The 22,058-nt window shown below is 37.8% G+C and carries 16 protein-coding genes; 12 read left to right on the top strand and 4 right to left on the bottom strand.

The window, feature by feature from the left end:
- Positions 1–108: 108 nt before the first annotated feature.
- Positions 109–579 carry a hypothetical protein gene (locus tag PXG98_RS10640; RefSeq protein ID WP_276390967.1) on the top strand — a complete coding sequence of 157 codons (471 nt, stop codon included), beginning with the start codon at positions 109–111 and terminating at the stop codon, positions 577–579.
- Between the two features lie 266 nt (positions 580–845).
- Here PXG98_RS10640 and PXG98_RS10635 read toward each other — a convergent pair whose 3' ends face one another.
- The 3 genes from PXG98_RS10635 to PXG98_RS10625 all read right to left on the bottom strand — a co-directional run bounded on the left by PXG98_RS10635 (position 846) and on the right by PXG98_RS10625 (position 5,232).
- Positions 846–1,472, bottom strand: a complete 627-nt coding sequence (locus PXG98_RS10635) for a response regulator transcription factor (RefSeq protein ID WP_276390966.1) — start codon at positions 1,470–1,472, stop codon at positions 846–848.
- 554 nt (positions 1,473–2,026) lie between these two features.
- Complete coding sequence (locus PXG98_RS10630) at positions 2,027–3,934, bottom strand: PorP/SprF family type IX secretion system membrane protein (protein ID WP_276390965.1); 1,908 nt, start codon at positions 3,932–3,934, stop codon at positions 2,027–2,029.
- Positions 3,935–3,948: 14 nt separating this feature from the next.
- Positions 3,949–5,232 carry a TolB family protein gene (locus PXG98_RS10625; RefSeq protein WP_276390963.1) on the bottom strand — a complete coding sequence of 428 codons (1,284 nt, stop codon included), beginning with the start codon at positions 5,230–5,232 and terminating at the stop codon, positions 3,949–3,951.
- 372 nt (positions 5,233–5,604) lie between these two features.
- Here PXG98_RS10625 and PXG98_RS10620 point away from each other — a divergent pair, with 372 nt between their 5' ends.
- The 9 genes from PXG98_RS10620 to PXG98_RS10580 are packed head-to-tail and all read left to right on the top strand — an operon-like array spanning position 5,605 to position 17,893.
- Complete coding sequence (locus PXG98_RS10620) at positions 5,605–9,990, top strand: response regulator (protein ID WP_276390961.1); 4,386 nt, start codon at positions 5,605–5,607, stop codon at positions 9,988–9,990.
- Between the two features lie 25 nt (positions 9,991–10,015).
- Entirely contained in the window at positions 10,016–10,393 is a 378-nt protein-coding gene (locus PXG98_RS10615; protein WP_276390960.1) for a response regulator transcription factor, read from the top strand.
- Positions 10,394–10,401: 8 nt separating this feature from the next.
- Positions 10,402–12,087 (top strand): adenylate/guanylate cyclase domain-containing protein, encoded by a 1,686-nt coding sequence (locus PXG98_RS10610; protein WP_276390958.1) that lies wholly within the window; start codon positions 10,402–10,404, stop codon positions 12,085–12,087.
- Between the two features lie 44 nt (positions 12,088–12,131).
- Positions 12,132–13,520: an ADP-ribosylglycohydrolase family protein gene (locus tag PXG98_RS10605; RefSeq protein WP_276390957.1), complete on the top strand. Its 1,389-nt coding sequence runs from the start codon at positions 12,132–12,134 to the stop codon at positions 13,518–13,520.
- Positions 13,521–13,580: 60 nt separating this feature from the next.
- Positions 13,581–14,585: an AraD1 family protein gene (gene araD1, locus PXG98_RS10600; RefSeq protein ID WP_276390955.1), complete on the top strand. Its 1,005-nt coding sequence runs from the start codon at positions 13,581–13,583 to the stop codon at positions 14,583–14,585.
- A gap of 57 nt (positions 14,586–14,642) precedes the next feature.
- A complete protein-coding gene (locus PXG98_RS10595; RefSeq protein WP_276390954.1) occupies positions 14,643–14,924 on the top strand; it encodes a DUF427 domain-containing protein in 282 nt (93 codons plus the stop codon).
- Positions 14,925–14,934: 10 nt separating this feature from the next.
- On the top strand, positions 14,935–16,692 hold the full coding sequence (locus PXG98_RS10590) for a sulfatase family protein (protein WP_420909566.1): 1,758 nt from the start codon (positions 14,935–14,937) through the stop codon (positions 16,690–16,692).
- Positions 16,670–17,143 carry an ABA4-like family protein gene (locus tag PXG98_RS10585; protein ID WP_276390950.1) on the top strand — a complete coding sequence of 158 codons (474 nt, stop codon included), beginning with the start codon at positions 16,670–16,672 and terminating at the stop codon, positions 17,141–17,143. Before PXG98_RS10590 ends, PXG98_RS10585 begins: the two co-directional genes overlap by 23 nt.
- 24 nt (positions 17,144–17,167) lie before the next feature.
- On the top strand, positions 17,168–17,893 hold the full coding sequence (locus PXG98_RS10580; RefSeq protein WP_276390949.1) for a hypothetical protein: 726 nt from the start codon (positions 17,168–17,170) through the stop codon (positions 17,891–17,893).
- Between the two features lie 78 nt (positions 17,894–17,971).
- Here PXG98_RS10580 and PXG98_RS10575 read toward each other — a convergent pair whose 3' ends face one another.
- Entirely contained in the window at positions 17,972–18,766 is a 795-nt protein-coding gene (locus PXG98_RS10575; RefSeq protein WP_276390947.1) for an NrtR DNA-binding winged helix domain-containing protein, read from the bottom strand.
- 111 nt (positions 18,767–18,877) lie between these two features.
- Between PXG98_RS10575 and PXG98_RS10570 the strand changes: the two genes are divergently transcribed.
- Together PXG98_RS10570 and PXG98_RS10565 are read left to right on the top strand one after the other, a co-directional pair.
- Positions 18,878–20,839 carry a glycoside hydrolase family 3 protein gene (locus tag PXG98_RS10570; protein WP_276390946.1) on the top strand — a complete coding sequence of 654 codons (1,962 nt, stop codon included), beginning with the start codon at positions 18,878–18,880 and terminating at the stop codon, positions 20,837–20,839.
- A 90-nt stretch (positions 20,840–20,929) separates the two neighbouring features.
- Entirely contained in the window at positions 20,930–22,045 is a 1,116-nt protein-coding gene (locus tag PXG98_RS10565) for an FG-GAP repeat domain-containing protein (protein WP_276390944.1), read from the top strand.
- Positions 22,046–22,058: the final 13 nt, after the last annotated feature.

Raw genomic sequence — 22,058 nt, 5'->3', positions numbered from 1 at the left:
AACTAATTGGGAAGGCAAAAAAAATATAATTTCTGGGTAGTTTAAATGTCCCTAATACCTTATTTTAGCACAAGTTAAATAGAGAATAGTAACCATTAAGAATTATATATGAAAAAATTAAAAAGAATATTAGGATTAAGTCTTGCTTTGGTATTTTTATCTGCTGTTGCGGTAAATGCGCAGAGTAATCAGGAGGAAGTAGATTTTGTGCAGTCTATTTTTGGAATGGAAAAAAAACAAGCGGTAGCCGAATTTTTAGATCTGGATTCTTCTAATGCCTTTTGGCCACTTTATGACGAATACGAGGTAAGTCGAAAGGAATTAGGAAAAAGAAGGGTAGATCTTTTAGATGATTATGTAAGTAATTACGAAACTATGGATGGCGTTGCAACAGATGCTATGGTAAAAGAGGCCATATCCCTAAGAAAAGCACATGATAAACTGATTGATCAGTATTACAAGAAGATCAAAAAAGTGTCCGGAGCCAAAAGGGCCGCTCAATTCTATCAGATAGAGAATTATATTCAAAGTGCAATTAGATACGGTATTTTAGAAGGAATTCCTTTCTTAGAAGAATAGTTTAGCACTCATAAAATTTGCAAAGCCCTTGAGAAGTCAAGGGCTTTTTTATGCAATGTTTTCAATTTACTATTAAAAAGGTCCAAATAAGGCTTTTATTTAAGGAGTTGAGACACGCTAATCACAGTATTACGGAATCTGCTATAAATTACCCCGGGTTGGGGGAACCTTATGATCTTTATTAGGGAGTTTATAAGTCCTTGACTCTAAACCTCAATTTGCAGTCCTTATTAAAATCAATACCCGGGGATAAATCTGTTTTTATTTTAATACTCTAATTCTTGGAGCTTGTTTAGGGCTTCTGATTTTGAGTTTACGTCGAGTTTTAAATATATATTCTGTATGTGAAAGTTGATGGCACTGGTAGTTACAAAAAGTTTTTCTGCTATAGTTTTATAGGTGGCACCCTGACATAAATAATCAATAATCTGATTCTCTCTTTCAGAAAACGATTTATAATTTTTTCGTTGGAACATGGCTATGACCTTTTTGGCAATATCATTTCCAATAACAGCACCTTCATACTTAATTGAATTGAGGGCGTGGTACAAGCCTTTGATGCTTACCGGTTTCGCCAAGTATCCGTTCACCATGCTTTTAAAAGCGTTTTTTATTACTTCATAATCATTCTCGGCCGAAACCATAATAATTTTCACATTTGGATCTTTTTTTCTGAACATTTGAATGCCATCAATTCCGTTTACCTCAGGCAGATTTACTTCCGAGACAATAATATCTGGTTTGGTTAATTCAAATTCCTCCAAGGCGTCCTTAACGCTACCATAAATACCAGCTAAGTCATATTCTTTATAGGTTTCGAAATAGTACTGATACGCCTGATGGAAAAGCAAGTCATGATCGATAACAATAATTCGTAATATATTAGATTTCATGATGATAGTTTTTTTGAGTGAAATTTTGTTTTTAAAAAATTCATTCTGTCCCCTATTGGTCAATTGGCCTATTGTTTATAGACCTCAACCATAAAGAGTATATCATAAAAAACGCAGCATACAAGACTCCTAAGGGTAGTTTAGGAAGATAAAGAATCTAAGTTTTGAGAATAGAAAATACTCGGTCTGCGCTTTTACTATTAATCCAAATAGACTTTAGCAGTTGCTTAAATTGTTATTAAAAAGAGTTGGCGAGTTGCCTGTTGGTAAGGAGCAATTCTCGGAAGATTTTTGTAGGTAAAAATTAGATTCCATACGGTAAGGTTTTGGGGTTACTATTTATTCTTTTTTTATTCTTTGGTTGTCGAAATATACCAAAAATTGTATGTAGCCTACTCTTTTCGTCCGTATTTTCGTTCAAATGCACTTCTTTTTTAACAATAATTATCGAAAGATGTCGTTGGTTGAGAGCAAATGGACCAACGCAACTAGCCTCAGTTCTAGTGGATATAAACGCAGCGAGACTAGTTGTAGGTTAGGTCCGGAAACCCAAATCATTCATCTTCGAACATAATCTGAGCCGTGGTAGTAGGATTCTCTACAGACATAATCCATTTTTCTTCAGCGTATTTTCCATCCAAATGAGATACATAAGCCATTTCTGCTTCCTGTTTTACCTCATAATCGGCTAAATAAACATAGTGTAAGCCATTCTCTCTATTATAGAATTTTTTTGGATTTAACCCTTGAGTCTTTAGGCTTTCAACAAAGATTTCCAGATATTTTTTATTGCTATAAACATTAGCAATTACATAATATCCGGTCTTGGCACCAACAATATCTGCCTGGTTTAGAATTTTAATTGGTGGAGTTACAAAGTCTTTAGGATCATTATACTCTGGCCTTATACTACGTACGGGCTTGGTTTCTGCAACTATTTCTTTTAGTTCTGTTTTCTTAACTCGTTGTGGCGCTGCTTCTGCAACCATTTCTTGCTTTTGTGGTGCTATAAAGTCAGATGGACTTTCCGTTTTCTTTTTTTCTACATCACTTCTTAAAAGCCTGACAATGGTTTCAAACCTTCTTTCCATGTCCTGATTCCTCGCTTTTTCAATAGAGTCTTGTCGTAGAATAAGCTGATCTAGTATTAGTCTGTTCTCATAAACCATTGAATTTATTTCTGAAGTATTCTCATATCCCATGGCTTCAGCATCTGCCATAGCAAGGTTTATATCCTCTTTTAAAAGACCGGATTTTTTTGATTTCTTTTTGCTCTTTTTACTATTATCTACAAGATTATCAGATTTGATTTCAGTGTTAGACGTACTCTTTTCGCTTTTCACGAACTCCTTACTTTCTTGTTCTAACATAGCAATATCTTCTCTTAAGTAAGGATCCTTATTATTCGCTGATTCGTATTCGGCTTTTAAAGCTGCAATTTGCTCTTCGTAATTTCGAACTATTTCATCAATTCTGTTTTGATCTGTATCCATTACTATCCCTTTCTCCCCAATAGGACCTGTATTTTTAAAGGTATATGCGAGTAAAAGCTCGTGGTTCCATCCCAGATTGCCCGTATCCTGCATAAAGTTTTTCTCCATTAAATAGCCTAGGGAAAGTTTGTTACTTAAATTAAAACCCAATCCCATAGACATCCCAAATTCGTCATCCACTGCTGCCTGAAGCCATCCATATTTAGGAAGGTCTAACAAAACCGTTCCCAAATAGGCTATGCTATTGTCTAAATTTTGGCCTATTTGTACCATAGGCATAAGTCGGGCAAAGGCGAATAGGCCGGTTCTGGCCATAAAGGCATGTGTATACTGCAGTGATGCTTTTACACTTTGGGCGTTTAAATTGGTAGAGAATTCATCGGTGGTCTGATTGTATTTTAACAAATCTTCAGCGTAAAGACCAAAATCGAATTGTCCCATAGACAAGGTTACTCCAGGCTGTATGGCCAGCTTGTTTTCTTTTCTGGACCCTAGCAATTCGGGATCGTCTACCGTAGATATAGCTCGGTTAGAATCAATACCTTCGGTTAAATAGGTGACATTGGTACCAAAAGTTAACTTGCTCTTTTCTCCCAATTGAACCGAAGTGGCATAATTTGCATTAATACCAAATTCCTGTATTACACCAGACCATTGGCTATAAAGACTAAGCCCTAGAGCAGTATTGTTATTAAGTTTATTGCTAAACCCAATAAAATAGTTTTGTCTATTGTCATCAAAGGTGGCGTACTCGTTTCTATGTAAGATATTCAAGTAAGACTTGTCTTCTCTTACCAAAGAAAAAGTAGGGTTAATCAGAAACCTGTTAAAGAACAATTGATTGTGGTACGAAGTACTGGAGCTCAGTTCAGGAATTCCTTCCTGAGCAAAAATTGTGCTTATACCTAGGGCTATGCTAAATAAAACAAAGATAGATGCCCTTCTTAAAAAGTAGTTTTTCTGGATCATACTATGGCGTTTTATTACTGGTCTTCAAATACTGTGTTCGAATAGTCTATCTGAATATCGCTGTGAAGGGCGTTAAAAATCTTTTGATTTCTTTGTGTGTTTATTTCTTTATCGCGGTCTGGCTGAATAGTGAATGCCACTTTGTGTAGTTTCTTATCCGCATTTCCTCTGTTGGTCATCACATAACCCGAATTAGTATCGGTTTCTAGCATGATCCCAAAATCGTCCTGCACACTATTAATGGGTGCACCAAGGTTTACAGATTTTCCAACCTTTTTTTGGTCTACCTGTACCATGTAAACGTCTAGGCCACCATAGCCTTTTCTGCCATTCGATGCAAAAAACAAGAGATTACCATTGGAAAGTTTTGGGTAGAGATCGTCTTTTTTGGTATTCACTTTTTCTCCCAGGTTTTTTGCAACTCCAAAAGAACCGTCCTTATTTTTATCGGCAACATAAATGTCGAATTTTCCATAAGTACCAGGCATATTAGAGGCAAAGAAAAGGCGTTTTCCGTCTGCGGAAATAGTAGGATTCATAGACGAAAAATATTTGGGAGCCAGGGCTATTTCCCTAATTTGGCTCCACTTACCATTAACGCGTTTGGCCTCATATATTTTGTGAACTAATTGATCTTTAGAAAAGATTCCAAATTTAGGTTCAATGTAGATCCCTTTGCTGAAATAGGCGGTATTCCCATCTTTGGTAACACTAATGGCGGTTTCCATGATATTTTCAAAAGGATCCATTTTACCAGATGTGGGGTAACTAAATTCTTCATCGGTAAAATCGAGCGCTGCAAAATCTTCATGACTAGGGGTAGAATTATCCCTGGAATTGGTTTCAAAAGATGCAGTTTCCAATGCTCCATATGGCAAATCCTTATACGATTTATTTCTTTTTTCATAATCTGCCTTAATGGAGGTATACCAATCCTTTCCTGGTGGAAGGGAGGAGGCCGATGTGGTTGGGTTGGTCTGTTCCAGCGCATACTGATATCTTTCGTAGTATCCGGGACCAATAACACCGTCTTTACTGATTTGTATTAATTTATTATACCAGAATACGGCTGCTTCAAAGTTTTCCACTAGAAAGTTTACATTTCCCAGGTCTTGAAAAATCTGAACATCATCGTATCCCATCGAGGATAATTCCTGGTAGTCACTGATACGTTTATTCGCCTCCTTAATAAGATCGGCATGGGCAGGGGAGCTTTTCGTCTTCTGTGCAAAAACCGAAAGACTAAAGAACATCAGAAAACTACAAAGAGTAAGTCTGTTAAGTAGAACTGTATTCATAGTATATTGAGATTTGGGTTATTTATGAATTCAAAGTTGCAGAATTGACTGCTTTAGGTACTTAGTAATAATTCATAGGTTTTTTAAAAAGTAGGGCTTTTACCCTAGCAAAAATTCATAGGTTTTTGAGCAAAAGCCCTTAGAAAGAACCGTACGACTAAAAACTAAGTCACTTTATCCGATGAATGGACGTCTTTAAAATGGATGGTTTTAAACGCTTTTTTGAATAGTTAAACGCAACTAAATTTTTCTGGGGATATTACCTCTGGATGTTTTTTTTAACAAATTATATTATAAGGAGTTTATTCCCTATTTTTAGAGAATAGGAGATATGAGCCTCCTAATCAGATAAGAATTAAACCAACCACCTATATGAAAAAGACCACGTTTTCTCTTTTAAAAACCCCTGTCTCCTTTATTCTCTTCCTTCTTTTTTGTTTATCCATTAGCAGCAGTTTTGCGCAAGAACAGCTGGGGAAACCTTTAATCACCAATTATAGATACCAGGACTATGGTGCATCTCCTTCAAACTGGTGGGCCTTAGAAGATAATAATGGAGTTATGTATTTTGCCAATGGATCTGGTATTTTACAGTATGATGGTATAAACTGGAACACTATAGAACTCACCAGAATAGGTGGTGTTCGGTCTTTAAGAAAAGATGGCAATGGTGTGATTCATGTTGGAGGTGTGGGCGAAATGGGTTATATAGAAACAGATGAAAAAGGAGAATATCACTATAAGACTTTATTAGATGAAATCCCCGAAGAGCATCGCGTATTTAAAGACGTTTGGGAAATTGACTATTACAAAGGGCGTGTTATATTCCGTACAGAGTTTAAACTATACGCATGGGATGGCGAAACGATGAAGGTAATTACTTCAAAAGATGGTTATCATGTAGGTAATGTAGTAAATAATGTTTACTATCTCAGAATTTGGGGAGTTGGCCTTTGTATTTTAAAAGATGATGATACTTTTGAACTTGTTCCGGGTGGTGAAGCTTTTGCAAGTGAGCGTATTTATTCCATCCTGCCCTATGATGACACAAATCTTCTAATTGGAACAAGAACACAAGGTTTTTACCTATATAATGGCGAGAAATTCAGTCCCTTTAAGACGGAACTAGATGAATATGTTAAAGACAGGTTGTATTTGCCTGGCGTTGCATTAGATGATGGAAGCTACATTCTAAATACGTTTAGCGATGGGGCGTATTTAATGAGTCATGATGGCAAACTTATACAGAAGTACACTACGGCAAATGGATTACAGGATGGTAGTGTAGACTATGTTTATGTGGATTCGAGGGGGGTTCTTTGGTTGATGTTGTTAAATGGGATATCCACATCCAATTTAAGTTCCAATTTTACCTTGATAGACTCCGATATGGGCCTGTCAACAAATGTTGTAAACGATGTATACAGATTTAATGGGGTCTTGTACTTAAGTAATAATGATGGAGTTGCCTATTTAGATGAAAAAGAAAAGATGATTAAGTCTATTCCGGGGACTTTTGGGCAGGGGACGAATTTTTTGGAGTTAAATGACAAACTTTACCTTGGGACCAATGGAATGGGGCTTATCGAGATTACGGGGAAGACATTTCGTTATATTCGAGAGAATATTGATTATGATTTTAGGGCAGGGGTGCTATATCAATCCGAATCGGATCCAAACCGCATATATGTTTCTCATCAACAGGGTATTATAAGTTTTTATTACGACGAGATAAAAAATCAATTAAACGAGGAATCTTCAACAAATGAAAGAATTAGAAGTAGTGCTAATATGACCGAAGCTAGTGACGGAAGCTTGTGGGTAGAATCAACAGAGGATAATCAGGTAATACGGTTTTATCCCAAGATAGTTGATGGAAATTTAGATTTCGCTGCTTCCGAGTTTGTTTATTACGATAGGGAAGATGGCCTACCTGCTTCTAGAATGTTTTTTGGAAGAATTGATGATGAAATAGCCTTTTGGGCAAGCGAGGTAGAGGAAGTATATGCGTTTAATGAGGAAGATAATCGATTTGTGAAAAGAGAAGATTTCTTTTTTCAAGAATATATAGACTTTAATAGGCAAGGAACAGGATTAGTAAAAGATGATAGGGGTAATTATTGGTTCGATGTTGGTGGCGGATTAATGGTGGCATCCAAGGATGAAAATGGCGACTTTTCAATTAATACAGAAACCTTCAAAGAACTCAAGAATAATAGAATTTGGAATATTTATTTGGAGAAGACGAAAGACGACAATACGCAATTAGCATGGTTTATTGGACCAGGTGGAGTAATACGATATGAAGGAGATCTATCCAAACCCTTTGTTCCTAATTTCAATGTTGAAATCCGGAACTTTTCTATTGCTGGTGATTCTACTTTATATGCAGGAAATATAGAGGTGCCACAAAATCTGAAGGTGCCCTATGCGAATAACAGTGTTAACATTAGTTATGCGGCCCCTCTTTTTATTGGACAAAAGGAAATGCAATACAGTACGCAATTGGTAGGTCTTGATGAAAATTGGTCAGAATGGAGTAAACAAAGTTCACGGGAATATATCAATCTACCCCCGGGAAAATATTCGTTTAAAGTAAAGGCACAGAATGTATATGGTAATATTTCTGAAGAAAAATCAATTGACTTTAGCATAGCGGCACCCTGGTATAGAACCTGGTGGGCTTATGTATTGTATGTACTAGGTTTCTTAGCCATAGTGTACGCTATTGTAAAAACACGTACCAATATATTAATTAAGCAGCAAAAGGAATTGGAGGAAAGGGTAGAAGAACGTACCAGAGAAGCCAACCAACGTCTTAACGAATTAGCCACTGTAAATCAGGTGAGTAAGGCGCTTACCGAAAAAATTGAATTAAAGGAATTAATTCAGTTGGTGGGTAACAAGATGAAAGACTTGTTTAACTCCGACATTACCTACTTGGCTCTTTTGGACCCGGCTACCAATATTATTGATTTCCCCTACCAGGATGGAGATAATATGGAACCAATGAAATATGGAGAAGGTCTTACCTCCAAAATAATTCAAACCGGAAAAGCCTTATTAATCAATAAGGATACGGATATCACTGCCGAATATGAGAAAAGTGGTATTGAACAAACAGGGAAACAGGCCATATCATATTTGGGAGTTCCTATTCCAGTAGAAGATAGCATTATTGGAGTGCTAAGTGTACAAAGTACAGAACAGGAGAGTAGATTTAACGATGAAGATAAACGTCTTTTAAATACTATTGCAATTAATGTGGGTGTTGCCCTGCATAATGCAGAACTTTTTGAAGATGCCAAGGTTGCCAAAGCCAAAGCAGAAGATGCTAACGAGGCTAAAAGTGCTTTTTTATCTACCGTAAGTCACGAACTTAGGACTCCTCTCACCTCTGTTCTGGGGTTTGCCAAAATAATCAGGAAACGTTTAGAAGATAAAATCTTCCCGGCAGTTAATGTAGAAGATCAGAAAATAAAACGTACCATGAAACAGGTAAGTGAAAACCTAAATGTAGTGGTTTCTGAGGGGGAACGTCTCACTAGCTTAATTAATGACGTTTTGGATCTGGCTAAAATTGAATCTGGCAGAATGGAATGGAATTTTAAACCCATTTTTATACAAGACGTCATTGGCAGAGCAGTATCGGCAACTTCTAGTTTGTTCGAGGAAAAAAAATTGGAACTAATTAAAAATATTCCTGAAGACCTGCCTTTGATAAGTGGAGACGAAGACAAACTAATTCAGGTGGTCATTAATTTACTTTCTAATGCCGTAAAATTTACAGAGAAAGGAAAGATTACTATCGATGCCTATGAAGACAAAGGACAGGTGATTTTTGAGATTCAGGATACGGGTATTGGCATAGCTGACGACGATAGGCATAAAATATTTGAGCGCTTTAGACAGGCCGGGGATACCCTTACAGACAAACCTCAGGGAACCGGACTTGGACTGCCCATTTGTAGAGAGATTATTGAGCATCATGGAGGTATAATCTGGTTAAATAGTGAGTATAATGTGGGCAGTACTTTCTTCTTTTCTATTCCTACTCTGGGAGATGGAGCTTCCCAACAGCCTATGCAACTGGATCGAATTCTAACGAGCCTTAAAAAACAGATAAAACATACCTCACTTAAGAATTTAGAAGAAACACCTACCATTTTGGTGGTAGATGACGATACTCCGATTAGATCTTTATTGCGACAAGAATTGGGAGAAGCTGGCTATCAGGTAAAGGAAGCAGCCAACGGCAAGGCAGCCTTAGATATGGTACGGATTAGTAAACCAGATCTAATTATTTTGGATGTTATGATGCCGGAGATCAATGGATTTGATGTGGCAGCTGTTTTGAAAAATGATCCGGCTACTATGGACATCCCTATCATTATCTTATCAATAGTGCAGGATAAAGAACGAGGCCTTAGAATAGGAGTAGACAGGTATCTCACCAAACCTATAGATACAGAAAAATTGTTTCATGAAGTAGACGAACTTTTAGAGCAAGGAGTATCCAAGAAAAAAGTTTTGGTGGTCGACGATGATGTTTCTGCGGTAAAAACCTTAACGGATGTTTTAACGGCAAGAGGTTATAAGGTAATGGAAGCAAACCCGGATAACCTAATAGAGACAGCAACTGCGCAAAAGCCTGATATTATTATGCTCAATTCCGTATTAAATGGCGATGAGAAAACAATAAAAGAACTAAAATTTCAGAAAGGTATGGAGAATGTTATGTTCTTTGTTTACCAATAAAAAGACTAACTCATAAGAAAAAGACATGGATAAAAAATTGCTGATAGTAGACGATGAAGCCCATATAAGAATGCTTATTGAGCAGACCCTTGAAGACCTCGAAGATGAGGGTGTAGAATTACTTTTTGCTGAGAATGGGGAGCAAGCCTTAGAAATTATTCAGGAGGAGAAGCCTAATTTGGTTTTTCTCGATGTGATGATGCCTAAGATGAATGGGATGGAGGTCTGTCAGAAGGTCAAGAAAGAATTGAATTTAAATGAAGTTTATATTATTTTATTAACTGCTAAAGGACAGGAAGTAGATAGGCAGAAAGGTCTGGAAATGGGTGCAAATAAATATATGACGAAACCCTTCGATCCGGATGAAATGCTTGAAATAGCAGAAGAAATTCTTAAAGATTAAGAAAAAGTATGGGGCTAAACACTGCATTAAAAGCCTTACGCTATGTTTTAAAGAGAGATAAAGATGCCAAACTTCTTTTAGAAAATCTTTCCAAACAGTTAGACGTAAGATTTAGCTTTCAGGATACTGAGCAGCGCTGGATTTGGGGTGATGATATTCTGACAGGGTATTCCGAACAGATTCATTTTGAAGAAATGGATCTAGGAACTTTCTATGCTACCTCACCAACCGGAAAACTCGTATTAGAAACATTACAACTTCTTTTTCGAAAAGAATGGGAGAAGAAAAATATAGGGAAAGAAGTTCTTGGACTTTATCGGGAGATAAACATGATTTATGGTTTAAGCGAAATGATCTCCGAGACTATAGATTCTAAGGCTATTGCTGAAATAGCCCTTGAAGAAGCCTCCCAGATTATTGGAATTACACATGGTCTTTTTCTTATGTACGACGCCGAAATAGACAAGGTTATCGAAGTATCTTCTCTGGGCGATAATCCAAACAGACTAACCAATCTTAAGGCACAAAATGACCTTATTAAGGAACTGATTCTGAGAGGAACCGCCGCCATAGTACCTCCCGAAAGAATACCGAATAATCCGGCAATAAAACATCTTAAGTCGGTAATGTATGCCCCGCTTAAAGTTAAACATAGAAATCTTGGCATCATGATATTAGGGCATCAGGATCCCATAGACTTTACTGCGGCAGAACTTAAATTACTAACCACTATTGCCCTGCAGTCTGCAGCGGCTATTGAAAGTGCCCATCTTTATGAAAAGGGACTAAAAGAGGCTCAGGAGAGAGAGGAAGCGATAAGAAAAATACATGACGTAAGTCAGAAGTTTGTGCCTTCTAAATTTATTACTTCTTTAGGTAAGGATAAACTAACGGAAGTGGCTCTGGGAGATTTGGTAGAGCGCGAAGTAACGGTGGTTTTTGTGGACATCAGAGATTTCACCACTATTTCGGAGACTCTGAACCCAACTGACAACTTTCTGTTTGTAAACGGATTTAATGGTAGAATGGGCCCTTTTATTCGAAAAAATCAGGGCTTTATAATGCAGTATTTGGGCGATGGATTCATGGCTTTATTTCCAGGCGGTTCCCAGGATGCTTTAAGAGCTTCTGTAGAAATGCAACAGGCCCTTCAGTCTTATAATAAAGAGCGGTTAAAAAAGAATAGGTTACCAGTAAAAGTTGGGATTGGCATGCAAAGTGGAAATCTTATCATGGGTATTACGGGAGATGTAGAGCGACTAGATGCCGCTATTATTGCCGATACCGTTAACACAGCAGCCCGCATTGAAGGACTCTCCAAACATTTCGGAAACTCCATTTTATTAACTGGGGTATGCAAGGATAACCTAACCAATCCGGAAGAATTTGAGTTTCGGTATTTGGGACCAGTCAAAGTAAAGGGAAAGCAAAAACCCATCAAGCTATTTGAATGTATAAATGGAGACCTTCCCAAATTGTATAAGCATAAACTAGCTACTAAAAAAACATTTGAGGAAGGAATGGATTTATATTTCAATCAGGATTTTGCAATGGCGGCGGTGACTTTCCAGCGGATTTTTAAACGTAATGATCAGGACCATACGGCTAAATTATTTCTAAATCGTTCTGCTCATCTGATTACCAAAGAGTTGGGAGATGATTGGAAGGGAATTGAATTAATGACTACTAAATAGAAATAGAATATATCATAACCAAGTTTACTAAATATTTTAGACGTATGAAAAACCTCCTAAACAAAATTCTGATTTTCACTTTGGCAGCTAACCTATTTAGCTGCGGAAACCCCAAGAAAGAGAATAAGACGATTTCTAACCCTCTTTATGATAGTACATTGGTTTACAAGGACTATACTCCCAAGCCTGCGGATATACAGATTTCTAGAGCTGCCTATGCCGAAAAACTATATGGTTTTTGGTTGGGACAGTGTATTGCAAATTGGACGGGCCTGGTAACGGAAATGGATAAGGTTGGAAATATTGGAGAAATAAAAACCGGAGATTTTTATACGCGAGAAGATTGGGGTACTCCAGATCAACCCAGTATTTGGTCTGAGGGAATTCCAAGCGATTTATCGGAGAATATTGATTTTGTCTTTAGAGGTGAAGATGAAGTATGGGGAGCGGATGACGATACCGATATTGAATATATGTACCAACATTTATTATATACTCTAAAAACTTCTTTTTTGAGTGGAGAACAAATAAAAGAAGGTTGGCTAAAGCATATTAAGGCCGAGGAAGAGAATTATTTATGGGTAGCAAATCAAAAAGCACTAGACATGATGAAAGAAGGTGTAGTTCCTCCAGCTACCAGCGACCCTGCACTTACTAAAGATTCTATCTATGATAACTACCACGAGATGATCGATGCACAGCTTACCACAGAAATTTTTGGGTTTTATTCTCCAACAAGAGTGGATATAGCCTTAAAAATGGCAGAATTACCTATAAGAACTACGGCACGTGAAAATGCCCAATGGATTTCAGAATTTTACGTTAGCATGTATTCATTAGCCTCGGCAGTACCAGAAGATTTAAGTAAAAAAGATCAGATTATGTGGATGGCTAATCGGTCCAGGGAAGTATTACCAAAGGATTCTTATGCTTCTAAAATGTACGATTTTGTAAAAAGCAGATATGATGCGGGAGATACTTGGGAGGAAGCCAGAGATGCCGTTTACCAAAGATATCAAGTAGATCAGGAAGACGGATACCTCATTACATCTAAGGAGATATTCTGTAATGGCTGTTTTGCTGCGGGGATTAATTTTGCCGCTAGTATGGTTAGTTTGTTCTACGGAGAGGGAGACCTTGTTGAAACTATAAAAATTGGTGCCTTATCTGGTTGGGATTCAGACAATCCTACGGCTACCTGGGGTGGCATGTTAGGATTTATGTACGGCAAGAAGGGAGTGGAAGAAGCTTTTGGACGTACATTTTCGAATAAGTTTAATATTCATCGTACCAGGGAGAACTTTCCAAACAATGGATTAGATACTTTCGAAAACATGGCGACAATTGGGGTGTATATTGTAGACAGGGTAGTGCAGGAAGAATTAAATGGCGGAGTAGACCTCGAGAAAGATATTTGGTATATTCCTCAATAAGTTCTTAAAAGGAGTAATAGTAATAGCCTTCTAAGTTATTAAATTAATGAAATTTCCAAAATGAGATTAGTTCAGTTAAGCCATAGAATAAACGGACGCTGTGTTGCTCTGGTGGAAGAACCAAGTTTACGCCTTTTAGACCGGTATAGCTCTGTATATGACCTTGCAACTAAGGCTATAGAGGACAATGGCAATATTACTGATTTAGTACAGAGTTGTCTTTCGGACCGTATAATCTCTTATGATTTCGTTTACCAGGGAGAATCTGATTATTCCCTGCTACCTCCGTTCGATTGTCCAGGAAATCCCTTAAAACTAATGCTGGCCGGAACAGGTTTAACCCATAAGGCCAGTGCAGAGAATCGTGAGAAGATGCACCATGCAGAAGCAGAAAAGGAATTGACGGATAGTATGAAAATGTATCTTATGGGTGTACAAGAGGGGCATCCCAAAAAAGGAGAAATAGGAGTACAGCCAGAATGGTTTTATAAAGGAAACGGTAGCGTTTTGCGTGCTCATAATGCACTCTTGGAAATACCAAGCTACGGAGAGGATGGGGGAGAGGAACCCGAAGTTGCGGCTGCCTATATTGTGGATAATACCGGAAAACCTTTTCGACTTGGGTTGATGATAGCAAATGAGTTTTCTGATCACATAATGGAACGTAAAAACTATTTGTATCTGGCACCTTCTAAGATTAGAAATTGTAGTGTGGGACCTGAACTGTCCATAGATGCATCTTTTGATAGTATTGACGGAAAAGTCAGTATCTATAGAAAGGATTCGGTATTCTGGACCAAAAATATAAGTACAGGGGAGGCGAATATGTCCCATAGTCTGGAAAATCTGGAATACCATCATTTTAAGTATAAAAATCATAGACTAGCTGGGATGGCACATATTCATTTTTTTGGAGCAGATGCCTTTAGTTTTGGAGAAGGCATTTCATTACAGCAAGGAGATATTATGGAAGTAAAATGGGATGGTCTGGGAAGGCCTTTGCGGAATACGTTGAATTTAAATGGGGAAAAGGAAGAGCTTATTTCCTTTGGAACTTTTCGCTAATAGAAGACTTGGTTTATCTGACAGAATAGACATTAATTGAAATTAAAAAGTAGAACTATGAGAGCAATATGGAATAAGGAAGTCGTTGCTGAAAGTGATGACACTGTAGTTATTGAAGGAAATCACTATTTTCCACCAGAAAGTATTAAAGAAGTTTTTTTTGTAAAGAGCAATACTCATACCACCTGTCCTTGGAAAGGGGAAGCATCTTATTATACCCTTGAAGTGTATGGGAAAGAGAATCCGGATGCTGCATGGTATTACCCGGAGACCTCAGAATTGGCCAAAGGAATAAAAGGTTATATTGCTTTTTGGAAGGGAGTGGAAGTAACTAAATAAGATTTCAGTAATGGCTTGGGTAAAGTATTACATATTTATCTTTATTTCAAAGGTATTAACTATCCATTTGAAGGATAAATTCAAGGATGGCTTGTTGAGGTCTAACAAACAGATTTTTATTTTAGGCCTTTTTATTGTGTTTTTATCGGCCTGTACCTCTAAAGAAGTAAATCGTCCTCCAAATATTATTTTTATAATGTCGGATGATCATACTACACAGGCTCTGGGAGTGTACGGAAGTAGACTGGCAATACTTAATCCCACACCAAATTTAGATAAGCTTGCATCGGAAGGAATGGTATTTAACAACTGCTTTGTTAATAATGCCATTTGTGTTCCCAGCAGAGCCGCCATAATAACAGGGCAAAGAGGGCAAACTAATGGGGTAATCGACTTAGAAGGTAAAATAGCCCCAGAAAAGCAATTCTTGCCTATGGAATTGAAGGCCTTGGGTTATCAAACGGCAATGGTTGGGAAATGGCATCTTCATGACGAACCGGCTGCCTTCGACTATTATCAGGTGCTTCCCGGCCAGGGAAAGTATTTCGACCCTGAATTTAGATTAAGGGGCGACAAACCATGGCCCGAAAACCTAGTACAAACAAAAGGACATTCTACCGACAAGATTACAGATATAGCCATTAATTATATTAAGAACATACGAAATAAGGAGGAGCCTTTTTTTTTAATGCACCATTATAAAGCTCCCCATGACGATTTTGAATATGCCCCACGATACGAGTCGTATCTTGCAAACACCTTTATCCCAGAGCCCGAAAGTCTTTATGAAATTGGAAATCACGGATCTGAAGCAATAAGAGGACGTAATGACTCCCTTACGAGAATAATAGGTTCCTCAGTTTCCCATAGAAATCTTATTCGCAATCAGGCAATGAATATCTATTGGAAGGATACCAGTATTTATAAAAAGTACAGAAACGCACAAGATATTGGCGCTGAAGAGCTAGTAAAATGGGAAATAGATCCTCCCGAAAGGGAATATACAAGTAAAGTGTATCAGGATTATCTCAAAAAATATCTGAGATGTGTTAAAGGGGTTGATGATAATATTAAGCGTCTCATAGATTTCCTAAAAGCAGAAAATTTATTGGAGAACACCATTATCATTTATACCGGCGACCAGGGGTTTATGCTGGGCGAACACGACTATATAGACAAAAGATGGATGTATGATGAATCCATGCGTATGCCGTTTTTTGTTCGCTATCCTAAAAAAGTCTTGGCGGGAAGCAGTTCTGAAGCCATTATTAATAATACCGATTTTGCCCCAACCATTATTGCCTTGGCCGGAGGTGAAAAACCAGCTTATATGCAGGGGAATAGTTTTGATGTGATCCTGGAAACGGGTAAAGAGCCGGAGGCATGGCCACAGGCAACCTATTACCGGTATTGGATGCATTTGGCGCACCGTCATCAGAATCCGGCGCATTTTGGAATTCGGACGAAAGAGTATAAGCTTATATTTTATTATGGAAAATATTGGGTAGATACCGATAAGGCCGATTCGGAGTGGAACAAGGAGAGTTGGGGAAATGATTTCACGAACCACACTCCTCCGGCATGGGAGCTTTATGATTTAAAAAAGGATCCCTACGAAATGAACAATGTATATAGGGATGAAAATTATGCAGAAATAGTTGCCGACCTTAAGAACCAGCTTTTAGAAATGCGCAAAAATCTAAATGAAACCGATCAACATTACCCCCATATTCAAAAGGTAATTGATGCGAACTGGAATACTAATTGATACAAACAAAACCTATCCTATGACACCTTCAGAAATTTTTGCATTCGGTAATACTTTTGTCCTCCTTGGGTGGATATTACTTTTAGTTCTGCCGGCATGGCGGCATACCCAAACTATAGTTTTAAATGGGGTGGTACTTATTCTTGCAACTGTTTATACTTTTTTAATAGTAAGAGACTTAGGAAATTTTAGTTTAGAAAGCTTTAGTACCTTAGAAAACGTAAAAGCCCTTTTTCAGCACGATGCCGCGGTGGCGGCCGGTTGGTTTCATTATTTGGCCTTTGATTTGCTGGTGGGCGCCTATATCGTTAAGAAAGCCAGGAAGTTAAATATTTCGCGGTGGATTTATACGTTAATTCTTCCATTTACCTTTATGTTTGGACCCGTTGGCTATCTGCTTTTTGTGCTGGTGAAGATAATTAAGACAAAAGGCATTTCCGAAGATGTGTAAAGGAAAAGAGTCTAAAATTTAAGCATGTTTGAGGTTTTCCCTATGAAGTATCTAAGAGTAGTTGGAAAGACAATTGCATTTTTAATTGTTTTAATAGTAGTCCTTTGTAGCGGTATTTTTCTTGTCTATAATGAAAGTATGCCCGAGAGTGAAATCTCAGAAGAGGCCGATTTTTTAGCTCTTAAAATGCTCCAAGCTGTAAATAATGAAGCCTATAAAAACACCCGCTTTCTGGAGTGGACATTTAAGGGACGGAATCATTATTTGTGGGATAAGAAAGAAGGTATAGTTACGGTTAGCTGGAAGGATTATGTAGTGCAATTGGACCTACTTAAAGCGAAAAATAGCATTGTTCTTAGGAATGGCGAACAGCTACATGATTCCAAGAAAGAAGAGTTTATTAAAAAGGCAATGGCTTATTTTAATAACGATTCTTTTTGGTTAGTTGCTCCCCACAAGGTTTTTGATGCTGGGACCGAAAGAAGGCTTGTTACATTGGAGAACGGTAAAGAAGCCCTACTAGTTACCTATACTACTGGCGGCAATACCCCTGGGGATTCCTATTTATGGCTATTGGACGATTCTGGCCTGCCTAGGGCATATAAAATGTGGGTTAGTATAATTCCTATTGGCGGATTAGAAGCTAAATGGAAAACATGGAAGACCATGGAAAGTGGTGCACTCTTGCCCACAGAACATAGCCTATTGTTTCTGGAAATGGACATGGGGTTTGTACGAGCATGGAATTAGCCTAATTTTAGAAACCTATAAACTTTCTAATTTTCAAAAGAGATAAAGAAAAATGTATTGGAAAAGGCCGAGAAAAATTTAAAAGCTCAACCCAATGCCCTTCTTTAAAAGTAAGTCGTATTTTTCTTGGTTAAAACTATATAAATATGGTGCCTTATTGGCTGCCCCGGTCATTTGCTTTTCATGTCTTACCAAGACATCTAGTTTCAGCATTTTACGCTGAAAATTACTTCGTTCTAATTTTTTTTGAAGAATAGCTTCGTATAACTTTTGCAGGTCTTGCATAGTAAATTTGGTAGGTAGTAAGGACAATCCCACCGGAAGATAGTTTAATTGAATCCGAAGTTGTTGTAAGGCTTTTTCAATAATTTCTCTGTGATCCATGATGGTGGATGGAATAGACTTAATAGATTGCCAAGCACACTGAATGGTCATAAAGTCTGGTTTCGGATTGGTCTGGTTAATATCTACTAAGGCGAAATACCCAGTTGTAATAAATCTTTTATTTAGCCATTCGATTATTTTTGGTTGGTTTTTATATAATTCTTTAAGAAGTAGCTGTCTTTTTTTTAGACTATTCTCGTGTTCTTTGCCAATTCTGTCTCTATTTCCAAAAGTGTGAAACTGACTCAGGAAGATGGAATCAAGTCCTGTTCTTTCTTTTAGGACACGATAGGCCGCCTTATCCATATCTTCATCCTTGTGGATAAACCCGCCTGGAAGAGACCACATATTATCGTGTTTCCATTGCAGTAGTAAAATAAAAAGCTCATGATTTTTGTATCCGAAAATCACACAATCTATGGAGAGCCCGGGAAGAGAACCTAATAGTTTTTTTTCTAAAAATAGAGCGGCATTAGAATTTTGGGTCATAGGTAAATATATAACTTATTGTATTATAACGACACATTAAATATTTTTTTTGTATTATTGTGTCAAATTAACATAATAAATTAATTCACTGCCTTATAGAGAGATACAGTTATGAGAAAAGTATTTAAAATATTGAAATACAGTATTTTAGCGATTATTGGAACTGCGTTGATTCTAGTAACGGTTGTATACATAAAAAAGTCTATAGTCTCTAAGAGAAATCTGGATCTCTTAGGAAAAGAAGCCCCATTGTTAAGTCAGGATGGTAAGCCCTTCCGTGATTTAAACAAAAATGGAGAACTCGATGTATATGAAGACGTAAACCAATCCATAGAAAGTCGTGTTTCTGATTTGGTATCTAAAATGACCTTAGAAGAAAAGGCGGGTTCCATGTTTGTCAATATGATTGGGACCACACCCGAAGGAAAACCAATGGAAAGGCCAGTTATTTCTACAGACCCTATGACCCTTATGATGTCTATGATGTTACCGTCAAATTCAGAAATGATTGCCAGAAAAAAGATGAATAGTTTTAATGTTTTAGCTTCTTTAGATGCCGAACTAATGGCGAATTATGCCAATTCTATTCAAAAGATGGCAGAGCGTACTCGTCTGGGGATTCCTATTACAATTGCTACAGACCCACGGCATGGTACGGAAAATAATCCCGGAGCCGGCCTATATACTCCCGCATTTTCAAAATGGCCAAGTTCTTTGGGTTTGGCGGCGACAAGAGATTCCCTTCTGGTTCAAGAATTTGGAGACATCGCTAGGCAAGAATACAATGCAGTAGGAATACGCCTTGCGCTTCACCCTATGGCGGATTTGGCGACGGAACCAAGATGGGGTAGGGCCAACGGTACTTTTGGAGAAGATGCCACGCTATCTGCAATAATGACCAAGGCTTATGTTTTAGGTTTTCAAGGCGACTCTCTTAACAAAAATAGTGTTGCTTGTATGACCAAACATTTTTCTGGTGGCGGGCCTCAGGAGGATGGTGAAGATGCACATTTTCCCTATGGCAAAAATCAGGTATATCCAGGGGACAATTTTGACTACCATGTGATTCCTTTTACAGAAGGTGCATTCCCCGCGAATACCGCCCAAATTATGCCCTATTACGGAATTCCCGTAGGGCAGACCAGCGAAGACGTGGCATTTGGTTTTAACAAGGATATAATTCAAGGCCTGCTCAGAGACTCCCTTAACTACACAGGGGTCGTCTGTACGGACTGGAATATAATTTCCAAAACAAGAATGGGTGAAGGCAGAGCTTGGGGGGTGGAAGCATTATCTCCAAAAGAGCGTGTACAAAAAGTTATTGAAGCAGGTTGTGATCAATTTGGAGGGGAAAGTATTCCAGAATTAATCATTGATTTAGTGGAGGAAGGGACTATTTCGGAGGCAAGAATCGATGTTTCCGTAAAGCGAATAATGCGTGATAAGTTTCGTTTAGGCTTGTTTGATAACCCTTATGTAGATAGCAGCAAAGCCACCAAAATAACTGGGAGGGATGATTTTCGCGAAAAAGGTAGAATTGCCCAGGCCAAATCTATGGTCTTGCTTAAAAACAATGACTTATTACCTTTGAGAAAAGGAACAAAGATTTATGCAGAAGGTATGCTTACCGATATGGAAAGTAATGAAAAGGTAATTTTCGTTACTGAACCTGGGGAGGCAGATGTAATTCTAAAACGATTACAAACACCTTTTGACGAACGTTCTGACTATTTTCTGGAAAGCTTCTTCCACCAAGGAAGACTTTATTACAATGAGGAGGAAAAGAAAGAAATCCTGGATTTAATAAATCAAAAACCCTCTATAGTTGTGGTAAACCTAGAACGAGCGGCAATACTAACGGAGGTATCAGCCGCTTCCTCTGCATTGTTCGGTGAGTTTGGCACAAGCGATGAGGTTCTGATGGAAGTACTTTTTGCTGAAAAAACACCCCAAGGAAAACTGCCATTTGAGCTACCTTCCTCTAAGGAGGCTGTGGAAAACCAACTAGAAGATGTTCCATATGATTCTAAAGACCCTCTATATCCATTTGGCTATGGTTTAACTTATGAGTAGACGTATTATTTGGATTCTTTCTGATTAGACTTTTTTAAATCCCTTAATACAATTAACTTGAGCAATATATTATTGCTTAACCACTGAATAATGTCTGTAAAAAACATACTATTAGGTTTTCTATGGTTGTTTTTAGGAAGCGCCCTAAGAGCACAGGAAATAGAGTTTTTGGATAGTCCCCGTTTAATACTTGGGACCTATAAAGAGAGAACGGCCTCTATTTCCAGCGGGGATTTGGATATGGATGGAGATATGGATATTCTTGTCGCCAATGGGAGGCACTGGCCGGGACAAAACCGAGTTTTTTTTAATAATGGACGAGGAATTTTTACGGTGGAAATAGATCTGGGAATCCAAAGAGAAACTACCTATGCTACAGAGGTTGCGGATTTGGATAAGGATGGAGACTTGGATATAGTGGTGGGGAATGATATGGCACCAAATACAATTTTTCTAAATAATGGGAAGGGAAACTTTGTCAAAAACGGAAATTTTGGTAGGGATTATGCCTCTACGAGAAATATTACATTGGCCGATTTAAATGGGGATGGTTCTGTAGATATTGTTATTACGAATAGAGGACAGCCTAATGAAATTTGTTGGAATAACGGGAAGGGAAATTTTATAGAAAACACATCTTTCGGGAATAATAAAGATTCTACTATCGACGTAGAGATTGCAGACCTAAATAAGGACGGTTATATAGATTTAGTATTGGCAAATAGAGATGGGCAGCCCAATTATATTTATTTAAACAATGGCAAGAAAGGGTTTGAAGAAAAACTGCCTTTTGGCACCGGTAAAGATAATACCCGTGCCCTTGGTGTAGGGGATTTAAATAACGACGGTTATTTAGATATTGTCACGGCCAATATAGGGGAACCAAATGTGATTTACTTCGGATCCGGGGAGCTATCTTATAGTAATTCTGTCATTTTCGATTCCTCCAAAAATAGTAGTTCCTCCATTTTCCTAGAAGATTTGAACGGTGATAATTCCCTAGACATTGTAGTTGGAAATTTTGAGAGTCCCAATTATGTTTATTTCAATAATGGGGATGGTCTAAGCTGGACTCCCAGAAGACTGAGCAGGGAAAAACTAGATACCTACGATATTATTGGGGTAGATGTAAATAACGATCAAACTATAGACATTATTGAAGCCAATTCGGATGGGATTAATAGGTATTATTTTAATCGACATTAATACAATCCTTACT

Source organism: Eudoraea chungangensis, assembly GCF_029360665.1.
Lineage (GTDB): Bacteria > Bacteroidota > Bacteroidia > Flavobacteriales > Flavobacteriaceae > Eudoraea > Eudoraea chungangensis.
This window is presented reverse-complemented; position numbering and strand designations above follow the sequence as displayed.